This window comes from Rhodococcus sp. SBT000017 (genome assembly GCF_003688915.1).
Lineage (GTDB): Bacteria > Actinomycetota > Actinomycetes > Mycobacteriales > Mycobacteriaceae > Rhodococcoides.
The window spans coordinates 4,085,910-4,111,105 of sequence record NZ_REFU01000001.1; the positions used below are offsets into that span (position 1 = coordinate 4,085,910).

At 65.3% G+C, this 25,196-nt stretch carries 24 protein-coding genes; 12 read left to right on the plus strand and 12 right to left on the minus strand.

Annotated features, from left to right (window positions below):
* Positions 1-933 carry an oxygenase MpaB family protein gene (locus tag AYK61_RS19245; RefSeq protein WP_121871995.1) on the plus strand — a complete coding sequence of 311 codons (933 nt, stop codon included), beginning with the start codon at positions 1-3 and terminating at the stop codon, positions 931-933.
* A gap of 29 nt (positions 934-962) precedes the next feature.
* The gene (locus AYK61_RS19250; RefSeq protein ID WP_121871996.1) at positions 963-1,745 is read left to right on the plus strand and encodes an alpha/beta fold hydrolase; all 783 of its coding nucleotides are present in this window, start codon (positions 963-965) and stop codon (positions 1,743-1,745) included.
* A gap of 54 nt (positions 1,746-1,799) precedes the next feature.
* On the opposite strand, the gene AYK61_RS19255 is transcribed toward AYK61_RS19250, so the two are convergent.
* Both AYK61_RS19255 and AYK61_RS19260 read right to left on the minus strand, forming a co-directional pair.
* On the minus strand, positions 1,800-3,116 hold the full coding sequence (locus tag AYK61_RS19255; RefSeq protein WP_121871997.1) for a class I SAM-dependent methyltransferase: 1,317 nt from the start codon (positions 3,114-3,116) through the stop codon (positions 1,800-1,802).
* Entirely contained in the window at positions 3,113-4,558 is a 1,446-nt protein-coding gene (locus tag AYK61_RS19260; RefSeq protein ID WP_183130359.1) for an FAD-binding oxidoreductase, read from the minus strand. Before AYK61_RS19260 ends, AYK61_RS19255 begins: the two co-directional genes overlap by 4 nt.
* Before the next feature lie 257 nt (positions 4,559-4,815).
* Between AYK61_RS19260 and AYK61_RS19265 the strand changes: the two genes are divergently transcribed.
* Positions 4,816-5,250 carry an SRPBCC family protein gene (locus tag AYK61_RS19265; protein ID WP_121871998.1) on the plus strand — a complete coding sequence of 145 codons (435 nt, stop codon included), beginning with the start codon at positions 4,816-4,818 and terminating at the stop codon, positions 5,248-5,250.
* Here the strand turns inward: AYK61_RS19265 and AYK61_RS19270 are convergent.
* The gene (locus AYK61_RS19270; RefSeq protein ID WP_121871999.1) at positions 5,247-5,909 is read right to left on the minus strand and encodes a hypothetical protein; all 663 of its coding nucleotides are present in this window, start codon (positions 5,907-5,909) and stop codon (positions 5,247-5,249) included. The two genes, AYK61_RS19265 and AYK61_RS19270, sit on opposite strands and share 4 nt — an antisense overlap.
* 63 nt (positions 5,910-5,972) lie before the next feature.
* On the opposite strand from AYK61_RS19270, the gene AYK61_RS19275 reads away from it, so the two are divergent.
* The 4 genes from AYK61_RS19275 to AYK61_RS19290 all read left to right on the plus strand — a co-directional run bounded on the left by AYK61_RS19275 (position 5,973) and on the right by AYK61_RS19290 (position 8,556).
* Positions 5,973-6,404 (plus strand): hypothetical protein, encoded by a 432-nt coding sequence (locus AYK61_RS19275; protein WP_220709130.1) that lies wholly within the window; start codon positions 5,973-5,975, stop codon positions 6,402-6,404.
* Between the two features lie 97 nt (positions 6,405-6,501).
* Complete coding sequence (locus AYK61_RS19280; RefSeq protein ID WP_220709131.1) at positions 6,502-6,813, plus strand: YbaB/EbfC family nucleoid-associated protein; 312 nt, start codon at positions 6,502-6,504, stop codon at positions 6,811-6,813.
* Positions 6,814-6,816: 3 nt separating this feature from the next.
* Positions 6,817-7,425, plus strand: a complete 609-nt coding sequence (gene recR, locus AYK61_RS19285) for a recombination mediator RecR (RefSeq protein WP_032379989.1) — start codon at positions 6,817-6,819, stop codon at positions 7,423-7,425.
* Between the two features lie 96 nt (positions 7,426-7,521).
* Positions 7,522-8,556 (plus strand): type IV toxin-antitoxin system AbiEi family antitoxin domain-containing protein, encoded by a 1,035-nt coding sequence (locus tag AYK61_RS19290; protein ID WP_121872002.1) that lies wholly within the window; start codon positions 7,522-7,524, stop codon positions 8,554-8,556.
* A gap of 20 nt (positions 8,557-8,576) precedes the next feature.
* Here the strand turns inward: AYK61_RS19290 and AYK61_RS19295 are convergent, their stop codons facing one another.
* The 3 genes from AYK61_RS19295 to AYK61_RS19305 are packed head-to-tail and all read right to left on the minus strand — an operon-like array spanning position 8,577 to position 11,484.
* A complete protein-coding gene (locus tag AYK61_RS19295) occupies positions 8,577-9,281 on the minus strand; it encodes a type 1 glutamine amidotransferase (RefSeq protein ID WP_121872003.1) in 705 nt (234 codons plus the stop codon).
* A complete protein-coding gene (locus tag AYK61_RS19300) occupies positions 9,274-10,536 on the minus strand; it encodes a Mur ligase family protein (protein WP_121872004.1) in 1,263 nt (420 codons plus the stop codon). The genes AYK61_RS19295 and AYK61_RS19300 overlap by 8 nt, the downstream gene beginning before the upstream one ends.
* A gap of 51 nt (positions 10,537-10,587) precedes the next feature.
* A complete protein-coding gene (locus AYK61_RS19305) occupies positions 10,588-11,484 on the minus strand; it encodes an EamA family transporter (RefSeq protein ID WP_121872913.1) in 897 nt (298 codons plus the stop codon).
* A 72-nt stretch (positions 11,485-11,556) separates the two neighbouring features.
* Between AYK61_RS19305 and AYK61_RS19310 the strand changes: the two genes are divergently transcribed.
* A complete protein-coding gene (locus AYK61_RS19310; protein WP_121872005.1) occupies positions 11,557-12,468 on the plus strand; it encodes a LysR family transcriptional regulator in 912 nt (303 codons plus the stop codon).
* Here the strand turns inward: AYK61_RS19310 and AYK61_RS19315 are convergent.
* The 3 genes from AYK61_RS19315 to AYK61_RS19325 form a co-directional block, all read right to left on the minus strand.
* The gene (locus AYK61_RS19315; protein ID WP_121872006.1) at positions 12,437-12,814 is read right to left on the minus strand and encodes a PLDc N-terminal domain-containing protein; all 378 of its coding nucleotides are present in this window, start codon (positions 12,812-12,814) and stop codon (positions 12,437-12,439) included. The two genes, AYK61_RS19310 and AYK61_RS19315, sit on opposite strands and share 32 nt — an antisense overlap.
* 131 nt (positions 12,815-12,945) lie before the next feature.
* Positions 12,946-14,757 (minus strand): 2-isopropylmalate synthase, encoded by a 1,812-nt coding sequence (gene leuA, locus AYK61_RS19320; protein ID WP_121872007.1) that lies wholly within the window; start codon positions 14,755-14,757, stop codon positions 12,946-12,948.
* A gap of 151 nt (positions 14,758-14,908) precedes the next feature.
* Positions 14,909-16,585, minus strand: coding sequence for an FUSC family protein (locus tag AYK61_RS19325; RefSeq protein WP_147458362.1), 1,677 nt, complete (start codon positions 16,583-16,585; stop codon positions 14,909-14,911).
* Between the two features lie 149 nt (positions 16,586-16,734).
* Here AYK61_RS19325 and AYK61_RS19330 point away from each other — a divergent pair, with 149 nt between their 5' ends.
* A complete protein-coding gene (locus AYK61_RS19330; RefSeq protein WP_032395287.1) occupies positions 16,735-18,000 on the plus strand; it encodes an aspartate kinase in 1,266 nt (421 codons plus the stop codon).
* Positions 18,001-18,003: 3 nt separating this feature from the next.
* Complete coding sequence (locus tag AYK61_RS19335; RefSeq protein ID WP_121872009.1) at positions 18,004-19,026, plus strand: aspartate-semialdehyde dehydrogenase; 1,023 nt, start codon at positions 18,004-18,006, stop codon at positions 19,024-19,026.
* Between the two features lie 51 nt (positions 19,027-19,077).
* On the opposite strand, the gene AYK61_RS19340 is transcribed toward AYK61_RS19335, so the two are convergent.
* Entirely contained in the window at positions 19,078-20,148 is a 1,071-nt protein-coding gene (locus AYK61_RS19340) for an ABC transporter ATP-binding protein (protein ID WP_121872010.1), read from the minus strand.
* 116 nt (positions 20,149-20,264) lie between these two features.
* Here AYK61_RS19340 and AYK61_RS19345 point away from each other — a divergent pair, with 116 nt between their 5' ends.
* Positions 20,265-22,073 (plus strand): multicopper oxidase family protein, encoded by a 1,809-nt coding sequence (locus AYK61_RS19345; RefSeq protein WP_121872011.1) that lies wholly within the window; start codon positions 20,265-20,267, stop codon positions 22,071-22,073.
* A 37-nt stretch (positions 22,074-22,110) separates the two neighbouring features.
* Positions 22,111-23,730 (plus strand): HNH endonuclease signature motif containing protein, encoded by a 1,620-nt coding sequence (locus AYK61_RS27960; protein WP_259468123.1) that lies wholly within the window; start codon positions 22,111-22,113, stop codon positions 23,728-23,730.
* Positions 23,731-23,962: 232 nt separating this feature from the next.
* Here the strand turns inward: AYK61_RS27960 and AYK61_RS19360 are convergent, their stop codons facing one another.
* Both AYK61_RS19360 and AYK61_RS19365 read right to left on the minus strand, forming a co-directional pair.
* The gene (locus AYK61_RS19360; protein ID WP_121872914.1) at positions 23,963-24,865 is read right to left on the minus strand and encodes a polysaccharide deacetylase family protein; all 903 of its coding nucleotides are present in this window, start codon (positions 24,863-24,865) and stop codon (positions 23,963-23,965) included.
* 49 nt (positions 24,866-24,914) lie between these two features.
* Positions 24,915-25,193 carry a hypothetical protein gene (locus tag AYK61_RS19365; RefSeq protein WP_121872012.1) on the minus strand — a complete coding sequence of 93 codons (279 nt, stop codon included), beginning with the start codon at positions 25,191-25,193 and terminating at the stop codon, positions 24,915-24,917.
* Between the last annotated feature and the right edge of the window lie 3 nt (positions 25,194-25,196).

Here is a 25,196-nt window from a genome sequence, read left to right on the forward strand (position 1 = left end):
ATGCGTAGTCAGTCCGCTCGACCCGTCCCGCTCGGTCCCGATTCACTCACCTGGAAGTACTTCGGCGACTGGCGGGGGATGCTGCAGGGCGTCTGGGCAGGCTCGATGCAGAACATGCACCCGGGGCTCGGAGCCGGGGTGGAGCAACACTCCACGTTCTTCGACGAGCGCTGGCAGCGCCTGTATCGGTCCTTGTATCCCATCGGCGGGGTCGTGTTCGACGGCGATCGGGCCGAGGAGACCGCACTGCAGGTCCGCGGCTATCACACGAACATCAAGGGAATCGACGCCAAAGGCCGCAAGTACCACGCGCTCGATCCCGACACGTTCTACTGGGCACACGCCACCTTCTTCATGGGCACCGTGCTCACTGCGGACCACTTCATGGGCGGACTGACCGAGGCTCAGAAGGTCCAGCTGTTCGACGAGCACGTGCAGTGGTACCGCCTCTACGGCATGAGCATGCGGTCGGTGCCCGCCACCTGGCCCGAGTTCCAGACGTACTGGGACCACATGTGCAGCACCGTGTTGGAGGACAACATGGCCGCGCGTGGGGTGTTGGACCTGTCGAAGCTGGGACCACCGCCGTACGCATCCTGGCTGCCCGAGCCGATCTGGGCCGTGCTCCGGCGTCCGGTGGCGAGGCTGTTCGTCTGGATCACCGTCGGCCTCTACGACGAGCCGGTACGCAAGCTCCTGGGCTACAGCTGGTCCGCACAGGACGAAAAGCTTTTCACGCTGTTCGGCAAGGCGGTGAACCTCGTGTTCGGGTTGGTACCACCGCGACGGCGACTGCACCCGCGAGGCCGCGCCGGATGGGACCGCGTCAAGGGCCGGATCCCGAGAACGGCACCGCTCGTGCACACACCTGCCCGCAATCTGCCGCCGGTGGAGAGGCGATCGGACCCCTCGCACTACAGCCCGAAGGTGTAGAACGGCGCGCTCGGGGTACCACGCGGGGTATGCACTGTGTCAGAACCGGAACCGGAACCCCGATCGTCCTCGTCCACGGGCTCGGGTCCTCCCACCGAAACTGGGACCCGATCGTTCCCGCCCTCGCCAAGCATCGAGAGGTCATCGCCCTCGACCTGCCCGGGTTCGGGCAGACCCCGCCGCTCCCCGAGGTCTCCATCGCGACGTTGACCGACGCGCTGAGGGAGTTCCTCGACAACGAGGGACTGTCCGACGCAGACCTCGTCGGTAGCTCGATGGGTGCGCGGATGGTCGTCGAACTGGCCCGTCGCGGTCATCGGGGGTCGATGGTGGCGCTCGATCCCGGTGGCTTCTGGAACGACCGTCAGGTCAAGATCTTCGGAGCCACGATCACCGCATCGTTGGCGCTGATGAAGAACGTGCAGCCGCTTGTGCCGTTCCTGGCCGGTAATCCGGTGACGAGAACGGCTGCGCTGGCACAGTTCTCGGCTGCCCCGTGGAAATTGCCGAGTGGATTGGTGGAGCGGGAGCTGAAGGGCTTCTCGGCCAAGACTTCACCCTCGCTGGACGCCGCCCGCAAGGCCTTGATCCACGGGCCCAAGCAAATCGGTGCGCCGAAGGGGTCGCTGCAAGGCTCGCTGCTCATCGGCTGGGGCCGCCAGGACAAGGTGACGACGCCCAGCCAGGCCAAGGTGGCGTTGGAGCGATTCCCCGACGCCACCCTGCACTGGTTCGACAAATGCGGACACTTTCCGCACTGGGATCAGCCAGTCGAAACCGCTCGCGTAATCCTGCGGGCGACAGGTCGCTGACGCTCCCATGTGCACGGAACTTCGTAGTCCACTACGAAGTTCCACTCACATCGGTCAGCCGTCCCACCAGGGCCGCAGGGGGACTCCTGCTTCGCCCTTCGGTCCGAGCTTGACCGCCAGAACCTGGTGCAGCTGAACCACATTGCGCTCGAATCCCAGACGGGACCCGGCCATGTACAGGCCCCACACGCGGGCTGTTCCCTCGCCCGCCTCGGCGACGCAGGCGTCCCAGTTGTCGACGAGGTTTCGGCACCATCCGGCGAGGGTCAGTGCGTAGTGCTCGCGCAGGTTCTCCTCGTGACGGACCTCGAGACCGACGTCCTGGATCTCGGTGATGATGCGTCCGGAACCGGTGAGCTCGCCGTCGGGGAAGACGTACCGATCGATGAAGCTGCCCGCCTTGGCATGCGCGCGATTGTCCGGACGCGTGATCGAGTGGTTGAGCAGCCGGCCGCCGTCCCGCAGCTTGGACTGGATGAACGAGAAGTACGACGGGTAGTTGTGCACGCCGATGTGCTCGGTCAGTCCGATGGAGGAGATGGCGTCGAAGTTGGTCTCGGCGACGTCGCGGTAGTCGGAGAAACGCACCTCGGCCAACTCGGACAGGCCCTCGTCGGCGATGGCCTTCTGCGCCCACGACGCCTGCTCCTGCGAGAGCGTCACGCCGATGACCTGGACGCCTCTGCGCGCGGCGTAGCGCACCATCGAACCCCAGCCACAGCCGATGTCGAGTAGACGATCGCCCGGCTTCAGTCCGAGCTTGTCGAACACCAGTCGATACTTGTTCTCCTGCGCCGCTTCCAGAGACTGATCGTTGCTCTCGAACGCAGCACACGTGTACGTCATCGAGGGGCCCAGCACCATCTCGTAGAAGGCATTGGACACGTCGTAGTGGTGATGGATCGCTTCCGCGTCCCGAGTCTTGGAGTGGCGCAGACCTTCTGCGATGCGACGCCACCGCGGAATCGCCTCCTGGGGCGGGGGAGCTATGGGCCGCAACACATCCCAGCCGAGCGAGCGGGCGATCGATGTCAGTGTCATGGCCGAGGGCCGGCGAAAGTGCAGCTCGTCGCCCATCAGTGCCAGCAACTCGTAGGGGTCGCCGGGATGGACGCCCGTTGCTTCGAGATCGCCCGAGACGTACGCGCGCGCCATGCCGAGATCGCCGGGAGCGGTTGCGAGATAAGTGGTTCCACGAGGGCTCTTGAGGTTGAGGCCGATTCTCGCGTCCTCGGGTCCTGCGGTGCTGCCGTCGTATGCGGTGAAGCGCAGTGGGATGTTGCCGTCGGAGATCAGTTCCAGAATCTCGGAGATCTTGAGCTTCTGGGCACCGTTCACCGTGCGATTGCCGGAGTCCTTGAACGTCGTCATCTGCGTTGCACAGCCTTCGAGTACAAATCCAACAATCGGGATTCGGGATCGTATTTCTTCTTCAGCTGGATATATCTCTCACCGCCGTACAGCACGGCGAATTCATCCTCGGTGTAATAAGCATCCGAGTACAGCGATTTATGCCCGTCGAACTCGGTCACTTTCTTCTCGATAGCGCGGTTCGCGGCACCCTCGGGTTCGCCTGCAACGATCGGGACCGAGGACCAGAAGCCGATGTTGACGTAGGTGCGTTTCGGTTCGAGTGGGTACAGCGGCCACGGTCGGGCCGGATTGGCACCTGGCGCTGCGGGCTCACGAAGACGCAACGGGCACAACCACAACGGCTCGATCGGGATGTTGTCGAGGAACCACTGCGCGAAGCCGGCGGTGTGTTCGATCGGAACCTCGACATCCTGCACGACGCGTTCGCGCGGCGGATTTCCCTTGCGCTTCTCGAGTCGATCGGCAATGTCGTACTTGCGATCGAGGCCGATCAACTTCCAGTAGAAACTACTGCGCCGGTACTTGCGCGGCCAGAAGCGTCGGATTCTCGGGTTCTGTGTTCCGAATGCGCGGGAGCACCAGAACCAATCGGTGTCCCAGCGCCACAGGTAGTCGTGAATGGTGAGGCGGTCGGTCTTCGGTGTGTCCGACGCGTGCTGGATCGAGCGGTAGAAGATGTCGGCACCGGTGTAGTCGCTGACCGGCCCCGGTTCGTCGGTCTGGACACCGAGGGTGAGATAGCTTTCGTCGGCGCTGAACACCACACCGTCGAGGTACTGGACCTCGATGCCGTCGTACTCGCGCTGTTCGACGATGGTGTCCATCGTGGACTGGAGAGTGTCGAGATCGTGAAATCGTAGGTGGCGCAACGCGACATACGGCAGCACGGGTTCGAGCTGGATCCGCAGCCGAGTGGAGTAGCCCAGGGTGCCGTACGAGTTGGGGAAGCCCCAGTAGAGATCTGCGTGTTCGCCCTCCGGTGTCGCGGTGACGATCTCGCCGCTACCGGTGAGTACATCGATCTCCAGCACCGATTCGTGCGGGAGTCCACTACGAAACGACGTCGACTCGATACCGAGTCCGGTGACGGCTCCACCGAGGGTGATCGTCTTGAGCTGCGGGACGACGAGGGGCGCGAGACCGTAGGGAAGCGTCGCGTCGACCAGGTCCTCGTAGGTGCACATGCCGGCGACATCGGCTGTGCGCGAGGCGGGATCGACGGAGATGACCTTGCTCAGGCCCGATACGTCGAGACCCGGCGTGGTGGTGGACGTCCTGGCCCGGAACAGGTTGGACGTCTTCTTCGCCAGACGCACCGTCGCATCGGCCGGAATTGCGCGATAGCTGCGAAGCAGCTGCTCGACACCCGACCGGTGCGCTGCGTAACCGCTCTCCCTCGGTTCTGGCCGTCGTCCGAGAAGAGCATTCACTGAAGCCACATACTGACGCTATATCTCGTACCGCGTGGTATCCACCGGCATTGGCGTCCGACCGGTGAAACTTCACGCAACTGTTGCCGAATCTCGACCGGTAATCCGATCAAATCGGACAAATGGTTGGGTCATGCATGTGTTTTGCGTGCTCCAGAATTATCTTGTTAAGCACATCACACGGCGCTCGACGCAATGCCGGACGCGAGCGGTCGGCGAGGCAGGATGGATGCACATCCCGTCCGCTAGAGAAGGAGAACGTTTTCGTGGCTCAGGTCAGTGCATCCAGTTCCGTCACCATCGCTGCCGCACCGGATCGGGTGCTCACCGCGCTCGCCGACTACGAGACGGTGCGCCCGCGCATCCTGCCCGAGCAGTACCGCGATTACGAGGTGGTCGCGGGCGGGCAAGGAGACGGAACCGTGGTCAGGTGGACCCTGCAGGCCACCGAGAAGCGAGTGCGCAATGTCGCCGCCACCATCACCGTCGCCGGATCGACCATCACCGAACGCGACGCCAATTCGTCCATGGTCACCACCTGGTCGGTCGCCCCGGACGGCGCAGGCACCACCGTCACCACGACGACCGAATGGAAGGGTGCAGGCGGCATCGGCGGATTCTTCGAGAAGACCTTCGCGCCGCTGGGACTGAAGAAGATCCAGGCCGCGACGCTGGAGAACCTGCGTCGCGAGTTGATCTAGATCCGCTCGAAGTCGGGGGCCTGGATGAGCGCCAGGGTCCCGACCACCACGGTGCGCATCGACCACAGAAACATCCCGTCGGGTCCGCGGTCGATCGTGTCGTAGGCCCCGGGCAGGGTGTCGAGGTCGGTGCGGGCAGCGATCGCGTCGTCGTACTCACGATCGCGTCGGGCATCGTTGTAGACGATCTCGGCCAATGCGATCGCGTGCTCGACGACGGTGATGACGGCCCACGTCGCCTGCTTGGGGGTGAGGTCGTAGCGCAGTCGGTAGCGCGTCTGGACGGCGTCGGCCATACGAAGGGCATCGATCGAGCTGGGGGTCAGGCCGATCAGGTACTGCGCGATGCCCGGATTCGTGTGCACGAGTTTGCGCATCGCGGAGGCGAGTTTCAGTAGGGCGTCGTGCATCGATTCGTCGTCACCGGGAAGCGGCGGCGACCACCTGCGGAGAATCTCCTCCGCCACCAGGGCTTTGAGTGAGCAGAGATCGTCGATGTTGTTGTAGATCGCGACGATCGAGACCCCCAGGCTCTGAGCGACCGACTTCACGGATACTTTCGGCAGGGTCAGGGCAATACCTGCCTCGGCCATGGCCTCGGCGGTGACGCGGCGCTTGCGAGGGGAGTGGCGTCCCTCGGGGGCCGCCGGCTGATCCATGCCACGAGACTACGTGCGCAGAGTAATGACAGATGTTCAGACGCGGGGCCCTAGAATCGCATCGTGTCCTTCTCTTCCGCACTACCCGCGACCGACGGGGATCGGACGCTGGTCGAACTGGCCAGGCAGACAATCGATTCGTCGACGGATGCGGGACCTGATGAGGACGGCATCCACACGATGGGTGCGGCGGTGAGAGTGGCGGACGGCCGAACCTTCGCCGGGGTGAATCTCTATCACTTCACCGGTGGCCCGTGCGCAGAGACCGTCGCGCTTGCAGCGGCTCGGGTGGCCGGTGCGACCGAGCCGACTCACATCGTGGCGGTCGGCAACCACGGGCGCGGGGTGAAGAGCCCGTGCGGCAAGGATCGTCAGATCTTCGCCGACCTCTACCCCCTGATGCGCGTCATCATCGGTTCGCCCGACGGCCTCGTCAGCGTTCTCGCCGGCGAACTCCTCCCCGCCGGATACGACCATCGCGCGGAGCAAGGCTGATCCTCGTTACCGAGGGCGAACTGCCGTGCGACTACGCTGGAGTTCGCTTCGACCCACGCGAGAGGACGGCACAGTGCAACCCGGTGAGCAGCCCGACATGGCATCGATCCTGCAGCAGGCCCAGCAGATGCAGCAGCAGCTGATGGCGGCGCAGGCAGAGATCGCGGAAACCGAAGTGACCGGCCAGGCGGGCGGCGGACTCGTAGTCGCCACGGTCAAGGGAACCGGTGAGGTGGTCGGACTGACCATCGACCCCAAGGTCGTCGATCCCGACGACATCGAAACGTTGCAGGACCTGGTGATCGGTGCCATCGCCGATGCTTCGAAGGCAGCGCAGAACGTCGCGAGCGAGAAGCTCGGTCCCCTCGCTGGTGGTCTCGGTGGCATGCCCGGCCTGCCCGGGTTCTAGTCAGTGTACGAAGGTCCGGTACAGGATCTGATCGACGAGCTCGGCAAGTTCCCCGGAGTCGGTCCGAAAAGTGCTCAGCGCATAGCCTTTCACCTCCTGGGTGTCGAACCGCCTGAGGTGGACCGGCTGATGCGCGCACTGCAGCGCATCCGCGATGGTGTGCAGTTCTGCATCGTCTGTGGCACGGTCTCGGACAAGGAACTGTGCCGAATCTGTGCCGATTCGCGTCGAGACAGATCGATGATCTGCGTCGTCGAAGAGCCCAAAGATGTGCAGGCCGTGGAACGTACGCGAGAATTCAAGGGTCGCTACCACGTGCTCGGCGGAGCACTCGATCCACTGAACGGTGTGGGTCCGGATCAACTGCGTATCCGAGAGCTGTTGACTCGGGTGGGAACTCAGGACGACGGAGTGGACGTCACCGAGGTCATTATCGCCACCGACCCCAACACCGAGGGCGAAGCAACGGCCACGTATCTGGTGCGCATGATGCGAGACTTCCCCGGCCTGGCCATTACCCGCCTCGCCTCCGGCCTGCCCATGGGCGGAGACCTCGAATTTGCCGACGAGTTGACCCTAGGGCGTGCGCTGACCGGGCGTCGACGTATGTGAGTGCCTGCGGCAGTGGTGCGGTTAAGTGCCCTGGGCGGCACCTATTCGCGCCACTGGCGAAGCCACTGTGTCGTACCCCCGGTGCATCATCCCGGCATGGAAAACGACGGGGTCCGGATACCGCAGTCTGTTCTCGATGCTCAGCACGGGCTGGTGACCACTGTCCAGCTCCGCGCATGGGGGTTCACTCCAAAGGCCATCCGCCACCGCGTCGAGACCGGCCAATGGCTGCGAGTGTTTCGGAACGTCATCTGTGTGACGAATGGTCCACTCAACCGGGAGATGGAGTTGCAGGCGGCGCTGCTGTACGGAGGCGGCGGCGCGATCCTGAGTCACAACACCGCCGCGCACCAGTGGGGGATGCTGCGTGAGTACGCCGGGCCAATCCATCTGACTGTGCCGCGTGCGTGCTCTGCCATCAGTCAACCGCCGACGATGCGTCACGTGCTGACTCGTCCGACATCGCTGAGCAATGCGCGTATCCATCCCGGCGTGGTCGTGCATCGTTCGTTGGCCATCGAACACATCGGTGTCGACACCGATCCGCGTCGGACGAGCAAAGAAGACACGGTCTTGGACTTGGCGGTATCCGCTCCGACGGCGCACGAGGGGGCAGCTGCTTTTGTCTCAGCTATGACCAATGGGAGAGTCTCCGTCTCGGCAATGCGTCGGAAGATCGAACTGCGGCGACCGAGACGGTACAAGAAAATCCTGCTCGACGCCCTGTCGCTCTTGGCGGGTGGTGTCCAGTCCGTTCTCGAATTCCGCTACGCGACCGATGTCGAGCAGGCGCACGGACTGCCTTCCGGTCGTCGTCAGGCACCCCACCACATCGGTGAACGGGTGTTGTTCGAGGACGTCGAGTATTCCGAGGGTGGTCTGATCGTTCGGCTCGACGGTCAGCAATTCCACTCGGCGAGGGATGTCAGATTTCGAGACCGCCTACGAGACAACGCCGCCGAGCTCAGTAATCGCCCGCGGTTGGTCTACGGATGGCAGGAAGTGTCCACTGACCCATGTGGGGTGTACCGCGAGGTGCGTGATGTTCTGGTGCGGGAGGGCTGGACGGACACGTCGTATGCGTGCGAGTGCTGCGCAGTGGTGCGGCTAGGTGCCGCCCAGGGCACTTAATCGCACCACTGCCGCAGGCACTAGCGGAGCCGCTCTTTCCGCAGCTGCGCAACCTCGGGCAACTCCAGTGGCGCGAGAGTCGCGCCCAACGCCCGCTCCAGCAGGTAGTCCGCCAACTCCGGGTTTCGGGCGAGTACCGGGCCGTGCATGTAGGTGCCGATCACAGAACCTTGTACGACGCCTTCGCGGCCGTCGCCGACGCCGTTGCCCACGCCGTGGGTGACCTTGGCCAAAGGGGACGCGTCGAGTCCGAGAGTTGTTCCACCGCGGTGATTCTCGAAACCGGAGAGTTTCTGGCTCAGGCCGTCGAGCGCGGGTTCGGTGACGACTTCACCGATGGACCTGGTGGCCTGAGGTGCGGTGGTCACGTCGAACAGGGAGATGCCGTCGACGCGTTCACCCGCGGAGGTTTCGTACCAGTGACCGAGGACCTGGATCGCGGCACAGATGGCGAGCACCGGCACCCCGCGGGCGGCCGCGTTCTGCAGTCCCGGGTATCGGGTGAGATGACGGGTCGCGAGGCGTTGAGCTGAATCCTCCGCTCCACCAAGGGTGTACACGTCGAGTGAATCGGGAACCGGATCGTTCAGGGTGATCTGGACGACCTCGGCGTCGATGTCTCGCATCCGCAGTCTCTGCCGCAGAATGAGCGCGTTTCCGTTGTCGCCGTAGGTGCCCATCACGTCGGGCAGGACGAGGCCGATGCGAACGGTGGACTCAGACATCTTTCACCTCACGTGCCAGCGCGCGCCCGAGATCGCGGAACGCGGTGTAGTTGGCGAGCACTTCGACTCGTCCCGGCGGGCAGGATGCGATGGCCTGCAACGGATCTGCGATGGTGGTGTGCTGCGAACCGGCGTAGAGCAGACGCACACCGAGGTCGGTCGCGCGCTCACCGGCGGCGACCACGGCGACGTTCTCGAAGTGCTCGAAGCGGACATCCCACAGCCACGACAGGTCTTCACCGTCGGGAACCTGCCCGTTGACGACGATGACGAGTCCGTCGCAGGTGGGGTCGATCATCGACAGCGCTTCCTGCCAGCCCGCGGGGTTCTTCGCGAGAAGCATTCGGACGGAATGCGGTCCGTACTGAATGGTGGAGTAGCGTCCGGCTACCTCGTCGACGCTCGACGCGGCCGCGACGGCATCTTCCGCGCTCGCGCCCAGGGTCACTGCCGCGGCGACAGCCTGAGCTGCGTTGCCGCGGTTGGCTTTTCCTGGCAACGCCAGAGTCATCGGCAGTACGAGCCCGTCGGGGCCGTAGAGATTCTCGTCGTCGAGCCACCAGTCCGGCGTCGGGCGCTTGAAATCACTGCCGGTGCTGTACCAATGCTCGCCGTCCCACACGATGGGTTCGCCGGTGCGCGGGCAGCTGACCGAGTCGCCTGCCCATCCACCACCCGCTGCGACCCAGACGACGTTCGGTGCGTCGAACGCGGCGGAGGTGACGAGGACGTCGTCGCAGTTGGCGATGACGACGGTCTCGGGGTGCCGGGCCAGGCCCGCGCGCAGCTTGCGTTCGATCATGTTGATCTCGCCCACACGGTCGAGCTGATCGCGACTGAGGTTGAGCAGCACGATGGCAGCGGGATCGACGGCGTCGGACACATGGGGGACGTGCAGTTCGTCGACCTCGAGAGCGGCCAGCTCGGCGTCGAAGTGGGCGTGCAGTGCAGCGACGATGCCGGCGTCCATGTTCGCGCCGTCGGCCTGGGTGGCGACGTCACCGAGGGTGGCCAGCGCCGCAGCAGTCATTCTGGTGGTGGTGGACTTGCCGTTGGTGCCGGTGACGATGACGGTGCGTCGACCGCGGCCGAGTCCGCCGAGGATGTCCGGGTCGATCTTGAGTGCGACGAGGCCGCCGATCATCGATCCCTTGCCGCGGCCTGCTTTGCGGGACGCCCAGGTCGCCAGCTCCGCCGCGCGCAGAGCCACGCGACCACGTGCGCCGATACGTCTGCGCTCACCCACTTCAACCATCCGCCGAGTCTGGCACAGAAGAGCGCACAGTTTCACGTCGGCGGTCGTCCCTCACACCGGTGCTTTCTCCAGTACTTCGACAGGTCGTCGGACCGCCATGCCCCCGAGACACCCGCCGATGACGACGACGCCACCGATCAGTGCCAGCACCGAGGGGTTCTCGCCCAGGAAGATCCAGGCACCCGCGATGCCGACGACGGGAACGAGCAGCGAGAACGGCGCGACGAGACCGGCGGGGTTGCGGCTCATCAGGATGCTCCACAGGCCGCTACCGACGATCGTGGCCGGAATCACGATGTAGGCCAACGCGACCAGACCGGGCCAGCCCTGCGGACCGAACGATGCCATCAGTGCCTGCCAGCCTGTGCTCGGACCCTCGACCATCGCCGACAGCGCCAGCATCGGCACCGGCGGGACGACGGTCATCCACAGCATCAGCGTCATCGGCGAATCGGACTTGGCGAGCCGATTCCCCAGGTTGCCGAACGCCCAACCGAGGCCGGCGAGCAGGGTGAGGATCACCGGCAGCAGGGTGGCGTTCTGGGCGCGATCCCACCCGATCAGCACCATGCCGATCACGGCGATCGCGATACCGATCGCCTGTCGGCGGGAGACGTGCTCGCGCAGCAGAATCGCGCCGAGAACGACGGTGAACGGGGCGGACGACTGCAGCACGAGCGACGCCAATCCGGTGGGCATGCCGGCCGCCATCGCTGCGAACAGGAAGGCGAACTGCAGGAACCCGAACCCGAACCCGTAGAGCAGCAGCCACTTCAGCGGAACCTTCGGCCGCGGGACGAACAGCACGACGGGAACGGCGATGACCAGGAATCGCAATGCAGCGAAGAAGAACGGCGGGAAGTGATCGAGCCCCACGCGGATGGCGAGAAAGTTCAGTCCCCACAATACGACGACGGTCAGTCCGAGGAGGCGGTCGCGAGTGGTCATGCCGTCCATCGTGACGGCAGCAAATGATCAGCACAATCGAATATATCCGCAGCAACAGTTAAGATTTACTACATGAATGTGGAGCGGCTCAGGGTCCTCCGGGAACTCGCCGACAGGGGGACCGTCGCTGCCGTCGCCGAGGCGCTGTCCATGACGCCGTCGGCGGTGTCTCAGCAGCTCAAGCTGCTGGTCAAGGAAGCTGGGGTGACGCTCCTCGAACCCGACGGGCGTCGGCTGCGCCTCACCGACGCCGGGCGGGCATTGGTGCTCAGGACCGATGATGTGTTCGCCGCTCTCGATCGAGCCACAGCAGAGATGGATCGCTACCGGGCGTCCCCGCGGGGACGCGTCCGAGTTGCGCTGTTCCCGTCCGGTGCCGCGCTGCTGCTGCCCGGGTTGCTGACGCGGTTGGCGAACTCGGACGTCGACATCGACGCCCGCGACGAGGATTTGCCCGCATCTTCGGTGCCGGAACTGTTGGCGGACTACGACGTCGTGCTCACACACCGCGACGACCGGGCACCGTCGACCGCGGGCCCGCGCATCGAAGTGACCACCCTCATGCGTGAGCCCATCGATCTGGTGCTGCCGCCCGGTCATGCGCTGGCGCAACACGAATCGATATACCTCCGGGACTTGGTCGACGAACGCTGGATCAGTGTGCGCGGAGGGTTTCCGGTGGACGACGTGCTGCTCTCGGTGGCCGCCGCCACCGGCGTAGAACCGCGAGTGATGCAGCGAGTGAACGACTTCCGCGTCACCGAGGTGTTGGTGGCGGCGGGGCACGGCGTGGCGTTGATGCCGCGCTACGCCGTCGTGCATCCGGGCTTGGTGCGCAGAGAACTGTCCGGGGTGCGGGCAGGGCGCATCTACGAACTCGCGACGAGACCCGACGCAGGACGGCTACCGGCGATCGCGGCAGTGCTCGACGCGTTCAGGGCGGAAGCGACGTTCAGGACAGGGCTTTGGCCTTCAGCGTCATGAACTCGTCCTGGTCGATGGTTCCGTTGTCCAGCAACACTTTTGCGTGTGCAATCTCCTCCGATGCCGACCGCCCGGCGACGTGCTTGATGTAGTCCTCCTGCTGGTCCTTGGCGTGCTGCATGGCTGCAACCTGGCGCTCGGCCATGTTGCCGCCGTTCACGATGAGGTAAATCAGTGCGGTGAAGAACGGCGCAATGATGAGGAACAGTACCCACGCGGCTTTCACGAGCCCGGATGCCTTGTGGTTTCGGAAGAGGTCTCCGATGATCGACAGCATCACCATGAGGTAGGCCACGAAGGCGAATCCGACGATGAGTAGCCAAAGAAAATCCCAGAAAGAGTCCATGGCGAACTTCCATTCCCTCAAGGTGCCCCGACAGCGGAGTGATTGTCCCACGCGGAGTGTCGGTTGGACGCTGATAAGCACGAAAAGCCGCCCATTCGCAAGGAACGGGCGGCTTGTCGTCGAGCAGGAACTTATTTCAGCGCGCGGTTCACGGCCGAGACCACGGCGCGCAGTGACGCGGTGGTGATCGACGTCGCGATGCCGACGCCCCAGACGGTGGTGGCCACACCGGCAGGTGAGGTGACCGAGGCCTCGACGTAGGCGGCGGCCTGAGCGTCGTCGCCCGCGGACATGGCGTGCTCGGAGTAATCGAGGACGCTGACGTCGTAGCCGATGGTGGACAGTGCGTCGACGAACGAGGCGAGTGGGCCGTTGCCGGAGCCGGCGATCTCCTGCTCGACACCGTCGACCTTCACTGTCGCGACGATCGTGTCGGTGCCGCCGTCGACCTCCGCAGCCTGTACCGACTGTTTGATGCGTTCGAGCGGACGGATCGGGGTCAGGTATTCCTCGGCGAAGACGTCCCACATCTCCTTGGGCGATACCTCGCCGCCCTCACCGTCGGTGATGCGCTGGACGGCCTGGGAGAACTCGATCTGCAGGCGACGCGGCAGGTTCAGTCCGTGATCGGACTTCATGATGTACGCGACGCCACCCTTGCCCGACTGCGAGTTGACGCGAATGACGGCCTCGTAGGTGCGACCGACGTCCTTCGGGTCGACGGGCAGGTACGGAACCTGCCAGGTGACGTCCCCGATGTCCGAACCTTGTTCGTCCGCAGTGACTTTCATCGCGTCCAGGCCCTTGTTGATGGCGTCCTGGTGGCTGCCGGAGAAGGCGGTGTACACCAGGTCGCCGCCGTAGGGGTGGCGCTCGGCGACGGGAAGTTGGTTGCAGTACTCCACCGTTCGACGGACCTCGTCGATGTTGGAGAAGTCGATCTGCGGATCGACACCGCGGGTGAACAGGTTCAACCCCAGCGTCACCAGGCAGACGTTGCCGGTACGCTCGCCGTTGCCGAACAGGCATCCCTCGATGCGGTCTGCACCGGCCTGGTAGCCGAGTTCTGCTGCTGCAACACCGGTTCCGCGGTCGTTGTGCGGGTGCAGTGACAGCACGATGCTGTCGCGGCGATCGAGGTTGCGGCTCATCCACTCGATCGAATCGGCGTAGACGTTGGGCGTCGCCATTTCGACGGTGGCAGGCAGATTCAGGATCAGCGGCTTGGCGGGAGTGGGATCGATGATCGCGGTGACCGCGTCGCACACCTCTTTGGCGTAGGCGAGCTCGGTGCCGGTGTAGGACTCGGGGGAGTACTCGTAGCGCCAGTCGGTATCGGGGAACTTGGCGGCCTCTTCGAGGACCTTGCGGGCACCGTCGGTGGCGATCTTCTTGATGACGTCACGCTCGGCCCGGAACACCACGCGGCGCTGCAGGATGGACGTCGAGTTGTAGAAGTGCACGATGACGCTGCGGGCACCCTCGCACGCGACGAAAGTGCGCTCGATCAGCTCGGGACGGCACTGCGTGAGCACCTGGATGGTGACGTCGTCGGGGATAGCGCCGTCCTCGATGATCTCGCGGACGAAGTCGAAGTCGGTCTGACTGGCCGACGGGAAGCCGACCTCGATCTGCTTGTAGCCCATGCGGACCAGCAGGTCGAACATGCGGCGTTTGCGGGCCGGGCTCATCGGGTCGATCAGCGCCTGGTTGCCGTCGCGCAGATCCACGGCGCACCACTGCGGCGTCCGGTCGATGATCTTGTCCGGCCACGTGCGGTCGGGGAGGGTGATGGGCTCCACTTCCTCGGCGAACGGCCGATAACGGAAGGTGGGCATCGAGGAGTTCTTCTGGGTGTTCCAGGCGGGCTGGTCGCTGGGAGCGGACCGCGAGGGCGGGGTGATGGTGCGAGATCCCGAGGTGAATGCGTCGGCTGGTGACATGGTCTTCGTCTCTCCGTACAGATCAGAGCAATGTGTTCGACCGGCGCAACGAACCCCGCGACGGGAAGCCAGTCTGGACTCAGACCCCGTCGCGGCTGTTAAGAAGGAGAGCTCGCAGCATGGGCTGAGTGTACTACCGCCAACCGATGACCTACCCCAGGGTTGACGCGTCGAATTCTGTAACGACCGCGTCGAGTCGACGTTGCCAACGTTCGATGTCATCCATTCGTCCGACGTCGGTCATCGACCAGCAGTGTGCGAGGAGTTCGTACCCGAGCCGATCGACCTCGGCATGTTGCGACCAGACCCGATGTGTCCACCGTCGATCGTTGTGCGCGGCCTCGGCCCCGGCCAACGCGGACCCGACGAGCTCGAACTGGACGTCGCGCCGCACGGCGAGGGCGGTCGGCGCGGCCACGTCCTCGGTCCGCAACACCGTCAGCAGATGTGCGCCGAGCGTCAGAACCCGGCCGTCGGACCACCGCAATGTGCGACGAAATGCCCCGGGAAGCAGCAGCCACAGCGCCGCGAATGCGAAAGCGACGCCCACCGTCGTTTCCACGATCCGGTCGACGACGATGTCCTCCAGCACAGCCCCCGGATGCGTCAGTGTGCCCATCAGCAGAGCGAGCGGGGTGATGAACGTGACGGCCAGACCGTAGTTCCGCGCAACCGACACCTCGATCGCGAACTGCAGCACCATCAACACCACGATGACGGCCAGGCCGGTCAGCGGCGAGAGATAGATGGCCGAGAACAACGCCACGCCGGCGAGCGTTCCGCCGAGCCGCTGCAGTCCACGGTAGGTGCCGTGCACCCGATCGGGACCCTGTTGCAGCACCAGGACGGCACCGAGGATGGCCCAGTCCGGTCGACTCAGATCCAGCGCGACGCTGATCCCGCCCGCGGCCGCCGCCGCACAGAACACCCGCACGGCCGTTGACGCCGCATGCGAATCCCGATGCAGTGAGCGCCGCAATCGATACCCGACGCTGGGCCGAGCCAGCGGCAGCTGGTCGGACACGGAGTCGACCGTCCGGTCCGCATCCGTGCTTCGAGCGGTCGTCGCCGCGAAGGCCCGGTGCGCGTCGAACAATCTCTGAACCAGCACCGGCCTCGACGACAACCGCGCCGCACCCGCGTCGTACACGGCGGCCCAGGCTGCGTGCAGACGCGCGGCCGCCGCGTGACGATCGGCGGCAGACGCCGTCGGCGAACTCGTGTATCTCTCGATCGCGCCCACCGCGGCTCCGACGGCCTCTCGTTCGGGTCCGCGCGGGTCCCACAGCACCCCGGACATCGACACCACCAGCGCCGACGAGACGCCGATAGCCGCGCAGACCGCTCCGTGAGCGGCGCTGATGCCGGCTCCGGGGATGTACGACGACACCGCGCACACCAGCACGAAGAAGAACGCTCCCGGCGGTCCCAGTCGCAGCGCGGCGATGACGTAGACCGCAACGAGAGCGAGGAGCGAGAGCAGGGTCACCGGGATCATCTGTGCCCATCCGGTGCTGCCGAGATCGAGCGCCATCTGCCCGGCCGTCGCCCCGAGCCACACCGAGGCCACCAGGGCGCCGCCTGCAGTCAGGACCACCCACCATCGCGAACGGTAGGGACGGCCCTCGCCGTAGATGACGGCGAAACTGCCCGAGACCACCAGCAGGGCCTCGGTATGGAACCCGAGAACCCACGCCGCGATCGCGGGGACACCGAACGCCAGAGCCGAGCGCAGTCCACCCGGCCAGCGACGGCCGACGGCGGGGAGCCCGAAGAGCACCCGCAGACCTCGCGGGGGTGGTGGTGGGCGGTGCTCGGGAACGGTCACCCGACCATGTTAGGACAGGCGTATCCGCAGGCGAGCCACCCTAAAGCCCCTGCTCGGAGCTACCCGGGCCACCGCTCGGGGTGCCGGATCGGTAGGGTTACCCCGGAACAATCGCCCGATTGTCGGCTATCCAGCGGAGGTAAACACGCGTGGCTCTCATCGTCCAGAAGTACGGTGGATCGTCGGTGGGGACCGCCGAACGCATCCGACGCGTCGCTGAACGAATCGTCGAGACCAAGAAGGCAGGCAACGACGTCGTCGTGGTCGTGTCGGCCATGGGCGATACCACCGACGAACTGCTCGACCTGGCACAGCAGGTGTGCCCGGCCCCGCCGGCCCGCGAGATGGACATGCTGCTCACCTCGGGTGAACGCATCTCCAACGCGTTGGTCGCAATGGCCATCCACTCGCTCGGTGCCGAGGCCCGGTCGTTCACCGGCTCCCAGGCAGGCGTCGTCACCACCAGCGTGCACGGCAACGCCAAGATCATCGACGTCACCCCGGGTCGCGTGCGCAGCGCTCTCGACGAGGGCTCGATCGTGCTCGTCGCCGGATTCCAAGGCGTCAGCCAGGACAGCAAGGACGTCACCACGCTCGGTCGCGGTGGCTCGGACACCACCGCCGTAGCCCTCGCCGCAGCACTGAACGCCGACGTCTGCGAGATCTACACCGACGTCGACGGCATCTTCACCGCAGACCCGCGCATCGTGCCCAATGCCCGGCACCTCGACACCGTCTCGTTCGAGGAGATGCTGGAGATGGCCGCCTGCGGCGCGAAAGTGCTCATGCTGCGCTGCGTCGAATACGCCCGTCGCTACAACGTTCCCGTTCACGTGCGCTCGTCGTACACCACGAAACCCGGAACGATCGTCTCCGGATCTATGGAGGACATTCCAGTGGAAGAAGCAATTCTCACCGGCGTCGCACACGATCGCAGCGAGGCGAAGGTCACCGTCGTCGGCTTGCCCGACACACCGGGCTACGCCGCCAAGGTCTTTCGCGCCGTGGCAGATTCCGAGATCAACATCGACATGGTTTTGCAGAACGTGTCCAAGATCGACACCGGCAAGACCGACATCACCTTCACCTGCCCCAAGGCCGACGGCCCGACGGCAGTGGAGAAGCTCACCAAGCTCCAGGCCGAGATCGGCTTCGCGCAGGTGCTCTACGACGATCACATCGGCAAGGTCTCCCTCGTCGGTGCCGGCATGAAGAGCCACCCCGGCGTCACCGCGACGTTCTGTGAGGCCCTCGCCGACGCCGGCATCAACATCGACCTGATCAGCACCTCGGAGATCCGTATCTCGGTGCTGTGCAGTGACACTCAGCTCGACGAAGCAGTACGCGCGCTGCACGCCGCCTTCGATCTCGGCGGCGACGAAGAAGCGGTCGTACACGCAGGAACAGGACGATAGAAGATGACCACAGTTGCAGTCGTAGGAGCCACCGGCCAGGTCGGTGCCGTCATGCGAACCCTGTTGGAGGAGCGTAACTTTCCCGCCGACACCGTTCGATTCTTCGCCTCCGCCAGGTCGGCCGGCAAGAAGCTGCCGTTCCGCGGCGAGGAGATCGTCGTCGAGGACGCGTCCACCGCAGACCTCACCGGAATCGACATCGCACTGTTCTCGGCCGGTGCCACGCTCTCGCGCGAACAGGCACCGCGCTTCGCCGCGGCAGGTGCCACCGTCATCGACAACTCGTCGGCCTTCCGCAAGGACTCCGACGTGCCGTTGGTGGTCAGCGAGGTCAACCCCGAGGCAGCGAAGAACCCGCCTCGCGGCATCATCGCCAACCCCAACTGCACCACCATGGCCGCCATGCCGGTGCTCAAGGTGCTGCACGACGAGGCAGGCCTGCGGCGTCTGATCGTCTCGAGCTACCAGGCCGTCTCCGGTAGCGGACTCGCCGGCGTCGAGGAACTCGCCACCCAGGCGCGCGCCGTCATCGGCGACGTCGAAAAGCTGGTGCACGACGGTTCGTCGGTGGATTTCCCGGCCCCGAACAAGTACGTCGCGCCCATCGCCTTCAACGTCCTGCCGCTGGCCGGTGCGTTGGTGGATGACGGATCCGGCGAAACCGACGAGGACCAGAAACTGCGCAACGAATCGCGCAAGATCCTCGGCCTGCCCGACCTGCTGGTCAGCGGCACCTGCGTGCGCGTGCCCGTGTTCACCGGTCACTCGCTGTCGATCAACGCCGAGTTCGCCAGCCCGCTCTCGGTGGAGCGCGCTCGCGAATTGCTGGCCTCGGCACCCGGTGTCACGTTGGTCGATGTGCCGACGCCTTTGCAAGCCGCAGGCGCGGACGATTCCCTGGTCGGCCGCATCCGTCAGGACCCGGGCGTTCCTGAGGGCCGGGGACTGGCCCTGTTCGTCTCGGGCGACAACCTCCGTAAAGGCGCGGCGCTCAACACGATTCAGATCGCCGAACTGCTGGTGTAGCTGGTGCTCGTTGTGCACCTCTTGGGGGTGCACAACGAGCACGAGCGGGCGTCAGTTGAGCCGCAGGCCCTCGGCGGAGGCGTCGAAGATATGCGCGTGAGCGTCGTCGATGCGGACGTGGACGCGGTCACCCTTCTCGGGCGGGCTGCGCCAGTCGGCCCGCGCGACAATGGTTTCCGACTTGCCGTTGATGTCTGCACGGCCGAACACGAACGCCTCGGAACCGAGTTCCTCGACCACGTCGATCTCCAGAGCGACTCCGCTGCTGGCGATCTCGATGTGCTCGGGCCTGATACCGAACATCACCTCCGTGGCGGACCCGAGAGTCTGCCGCGGTACGGGAATCACCTGATCGGCCAGGCGAACGCCGCCGTCGGTGACCGGGACACGGAACAGATTCATCGACGGTGAGCCCATGAACCCGGCGACGAACGCGTTGACCGGCTTCCGGTACAGCTCGCGCGGAGTGGCGCACTGCTGCAGCACACCACCTTTCAGGACGGCGACGCGATCGCCCATCGTCATGGCCTCTACCTGATCGTGAGTGACGTACACCGTCGTCGTCCCGAGCCTGCGCTGCAGCTGCGCGATCTGCGTGCGCGTCTGGACCCGAAGTTTCGCGTCGAGGTTGGACAGTGGCTCGTCCATCAGAAACACCTGGGGCTGACGAACGATGGCGCGGCCCATGGCAACTCGCTGACGCTGACCGCCCGAGAGCGCCTTCGGCTTGCGATCCAGGTACGGCTCCAGGTCGAGGAGTTTCGCTGCCTCCTCGACGCGAGTGCGAATGTCTTCTTTGCTCGCCTTGGCCAACTTCAGGGCGAAGCCCATGTTCTCCGCGACGGTCATGTGCGGATACAGCGCGTAGTTCTGGAACACCATCGCGATGTCGCGATCCTTGGGCTCGGAATGGGTGACGTCCTTGCCGCCGATCAGAATGCGGCCGGAATTGACCTCCTCGAGCCCCGCAAGCATCCGCAGCGACGTCGACTTGCCGCAGCCGGAGGGGCCGACCAGAACGAGGAACTCGCCATCCTCGATGTGCAGGTCGAGCTCGTCCACCGCAGGGGCGTCGGAGCCCGGAAACAGCCTGGTGGTGCGCTCGAAAGTAATCGTTGCCATGGCAAATAAATCCCTCCACCGGCAGGAACGTGCCGGACGATCCGAGTGTGGGGTGACGGCGGGAGCCGACGGGCACATAGTATGGCCCCAATCACAACAAGGAGAGAGGTGGCCGGGTGAGCGGCTCTGTGTCCAGACGAACCGCCCTGCGTGGGCTCGCCGTCGCCGCCGTAGCCGCTGGTGCCGCTGCACTCCCGGTGGCGTCGACGACGCGCCGCGCGATGGCCGACGACTTCCTCCGCGGGCAGAGCCCCCTGCTGTTCCACTCACCGCCCCTGACGCCGTTCCGGGACGAATTGCCGCGGTTGCCGCTGATCAGCGGCACGGAGATCTCGCTCGATGCACACAGCTCCACCCATGTGTTCCACGCCGATCTACGGCCCGCGCCCACCTTCGGATACGGCGAGTGCGACTACCTCGGACCCACCATCGAGTCGCAGACCGGCCAGCCGTGGACGCTGAAGTACTCCAACACCACCGCCGGGAACCCGCTCGCCGCCGACATCGACACCTCGCTGCACGGCATGAGCGAGATGGACCGCACGATGACGCCGACGTCGCTGCACCTGCACGGCAGCATCACCGAACCGGCGAGCGACGGGCACTCGGAGATGCTGGTTCGCCCGGGCGAGTCGATGACGCACAACTTCCCTGGACTCAACGACGCTGCGGGACTGTGGTACCACGACCACGCGATGTCGATGACGCGCATCAACGTCTATGCAGGCCTGCTCGGCATGAACCTCGTCAGAGACCGGTGGGACACCGGCACTTCCGACAACGCGCTGGGTCTGCCCTCGGGTGAGTTCGAGCTGCCGCTCGTGCTGCAGGAAAAGATCATGAACCCCGACGGCAGTATGAGCATCCGCTCCAACATCACCGTCCCGCAGGGAAAGTGGGAGGGCGGCGGCACCGGAGACGTGGGCGTCGTCAACGGCAAGATCTGGCCGACGATGGAGGTCGCCCGGGGGATGTACCGACTGCGAGTCGTCAACGCCGGGTCGTACAGCGTGTGGAACCTGTTCTTCACCAACAGACTTCGCTTCTGGGTCATCGGGAACGACGGTGGATTGCTCGACGCCCCGGTGGAAGCTACCAGCATTCGGCTCGCGCCTGCCGAGCGCGTGGACATCCTCGTCGACTTCGGTGCCGTCGAGCCGGGCGCACTGATCGAGCTGCTCAACGACGAGCCGCCGCCCGCTCAGGCCGCATCGCTCGGTGCGGTGCCGATGCCGATGTTCTGCCAGTTCCGCGTCGCGTCCGCCGCTGGGTTCCGGGGCGGCATGCCGACGTTGCTGCGCGGCGGCAAGGGTCAGCCGGATGTGTTGCCGCCGTTGCCGACTGCGACCTTCACTCGAACGGTCACCGTCAATCAGCCGTCCGGTGGGCTGAACCTCGATATGACGCTGATGAACCTGAACAACCTGAGGTACTCGGACCCGGACATCGAGATGCCCAAGCAGGGCACCGTCGAAATATGGAACATCGTCAACACGACGGTGGAGCCGCACCCGATTCACCTGCACCTGGCGCACTTCCGGACGCTGGGACGGATCCCCATCGACCTCGCCGCCTACCAGCGCGACTTCCCCAGGCCCACATTCGGTACCAGATGGGCTCCGCCGGTGGAGAAGTTCCTCACCGGACCGTCGGTGCCGCCGGCGGCGTGGGAAGCCGGTTGGAAAGACACCGTCAACACGTACCCGGGCACCGTCACGCAGATCCTCGTCCGATTCCCGACGGCCGACGAACTCGGCTTCGACCCCGACGCCACCTTCGCCGGTCCGGCTGCGCATCACGGCGGCGATCACGGTGGCCATGACATGGGCGGGTCCAGCGAATTGCAGGGTTACATGTGGCACTGCCACATGCTCGATCACGAGGACCACGAAATGATGTTGCGGTACCGCACCGTCGCTCCGTGATCCGAACCTGTCGGTGGGTGGGTATAGCTTTCGTGGGGTGAAGACATGGGGGGATGTGTTCGGGCTCGGGGACCAGGACTTGGTCTCCGCGCTCGCTGAGGTGTCCTCCCACGAAAATGCGCTCGCTGCAGCCAGATACGCGATGCTGGCGGAGATCGAGCGGCGTGGTCTGGCCATGAAACTCGGGCATTCGACGGTCACGCGGTGGTACGCGAGGTCGGTGCGCATCACCGACGGGTCCGCTGCCCGTCAGATGGAACTGGGCCAGTGGCTCACCGGCCGGCGCACGGTGCTCGACGCCCTCGCCGGTGGTGACATCCACGCCGCACACGCCTCGGCGATCGCCGACGGCTACGCCACCGTGCTGGTCGCCGACCCCACCCTCGACGAGCAGCGCCGCGACGCTGTCGTCGCGGACCTGCTCGAGACCGCGATGCGTAGCACCGCCGGGCAGGCCACCTCCCGTGCGCAGGCTCTCGCGCATTCTGCGGCAGAGGACGCGCGAGAAAGACATGAGCAGGCAGAGAAGGAACGACGCGAACGGGAGCAGGAACGAGAGCGCGAGCAGGAGCAGGCGAGCCGAGCCGATGCAGGTAGCTCGGGTGATTGCGGTGGCGCAGATGGCGCAGATGGCGCAGGTGGCACGGGTGCCGCTGGGCCCGAACCTGCTGGGCCCGAACCTGTTCCATCGGGGCCGCCGCCGGTACCGGTGTCGGAGAACCCGAACCTGAACCGGTTCGATGTTCATCCGTTGTCCGATGGCCGCTTCCAGCTCGGTGGCAACGTCGACCGGCTCCTCGCCGAGAAGCTGCTCACGACACTGTCGGCTTTGACCGCTCCGCGGCCCGGCCCGGGTGGTGCGCGTGACCCGCGGAGTCCGTCGAAGCGGCGGGCCGATGCACTCGATCAGATCCTCGACCGGCACCTGAGCGGCAGCAGCCGCGGATCGGCAGGTGGGTCACGGGCGTCGGTGCATTTGATCGTCCCGCTGCGGGAGTTGCTCAGTGACCGCGGAAAGAATCACACTGCCTGCGCACCAACGAGTTCGACACCCGGTGCCGGTGCCGACGGCGCTACCAGAACCAGGGATGCCGACGCCGGTGCCGGCGGCAGTTCACGAACCGGCGATTTCCGCGACGATCGTGTCGGCCGTAGCGATGCCGGTAGTGATGCTGCCGGTGGTCGCGCTGCCGGGGAGAAGTCCGCTCCCGAGCCTGGCGATGCCGAGTGGCCGTTCCACTTCGACTGGACCGGGCCGATGAGCCGGTCCCTCGCCGAGCTTCTCACCTGCGACGCCGACCTCACCCCGGTCATCGTCGACCACCACGGCGTCCCGCTCGCGCTCGGCCGCAGCACCAGACTCGCCTCCGACGACCAACGCATCGCCCTGACCATCCGCGACAGATGCTGCGTGATGTGCGGGCGCCCCGCGCAGTGGTGCCAAGCCCACCACGTGAAATTCTGGGAACACGGCGGCCCCACCGATCTGAACAACCTCGCCCTGGTCTGCGGAGAATGCCACCGCCTCGTCCACCACGGCGACTGGCAACTGTTCATGGGCGACGACGGACACCCTTACGCCATCCCGCCCGAATCCATCGACCCCACACGACAACCCATCCCCAGCTACCACCGACGAAAACGGCGCGCAGCCTGACAACATGTCAGCTGCGAACACGCCGTCGAATTTCGGGCCGCCGGGGGAGTGCTTCTGCCCGACATACGACGTACCGTCATGGTCGCTCTGCGTTCGACCGCCCAGTCAGCTGCTAGCTGCTTGCTGCGTGCGGACCTGGCAACGTCGTGACTCCGTCGGCGGTGCATCGGTGCATCGGAGCGCGCCCCGGTCCTCAGCGGCTGGAGTGGTTCGAGTTACGCGTCGTCTGTCGTCACCGGTTGTGATGAGCGGGGGCGGGTGGCACCAGCTCTCGGTAGTGCGTCGCGATCTCGCCCGGGGTGGTGAACCAGACGCCGTCGCTGTTGTCGGTCATGTGTTTCAGCGCCGCGCGTAGCCGTCGAAGTCGGTAGGGCTGTCCGGTGAGGAAGGTGTGCAGCGAGATCGCGAGCACTACGGGTTGGTGCGCCGAGTTCTCCTTCAGCTCGTCGAAACTGTCGATTATGTTGCGCTCGAACGTCGCTGCGGTCTGGTGATGGTGGACGAACACCGGTAGGTCGTTCACCTCGTGTGGGTACGGGACGCTGAGCAACGGGCCACCGCGGGTGTTCAGCCACACCGGCTGGTCGTCGATGGGCCAGTCCAAGGTGTAGTCGTAGCCGCGTTCGGCGAGAAGGTCTTCGGTCACTCGGCTGGGGTTGGCACCGGGGCTCATCCAACCCCGAGGAGGGGCTCCCTCGTGCCGCTCGATGGCGGACGTGACCTCGTCTATCGATCGTCGTTCGTCGTCCTCGTTCTGATCGTTCGGTTGTATGGCGTTCGTTCGGCCGTGTGCGACAACCTCGGCGTCGAGGGCGCGGAAGGCGTCGATCAGCTGCGGCGCATGCTCGTACACCTCGGTATTGACGAGCAGTGTCGGCCGAATCCCGCTCTGCTGCAACGTCTCTGCGATCCGAAAGCCGCCGACGCGGTTGCCGTACTCACGCCACCCCCAGTTGTAGGTGTTCGGCTGATCCATCGCGGGCGTGTAGCCCAGCCCTGGGCGGCCGTCGTCGTACGGAAAGTGCTCGCAGTTTACGGCGATGTACACCGCGAGGCGCGCGCCACCCGGCCACTCGAACTGCGGGCGATCGCCGATGGGGGAGTAGTCGAAGCGTCCATGAGAGGCGAGGGGCATGACCAGAGAATTGCCCACGGTCAAGCAACGCAAACAGCGTTGCAGTCGTTCAGTCCCGGGCGACCGCGGTCTTCACCAGCTCTGCGATCTGTGGATTCCGCGGCTCGAATACCTCGAGCAGTCCGATTGCCGCCAGCTGCGGCGCGAGATTCCCCAGCGCTGCCAACAGTTCTCGGTGGGTCTCGGTGCCCTGTTCGGCGTCGTCGAGCGCTCGGGCGTTGGCCACGAACGCCGCGACGGTGCCTTTGCGAATCTCGAGTCCGTCGAACGACGCCCTCTCGGCCCCGTCGGGCAGAACATCCTCGGGACGTATCGAATGGATGCTCACTGT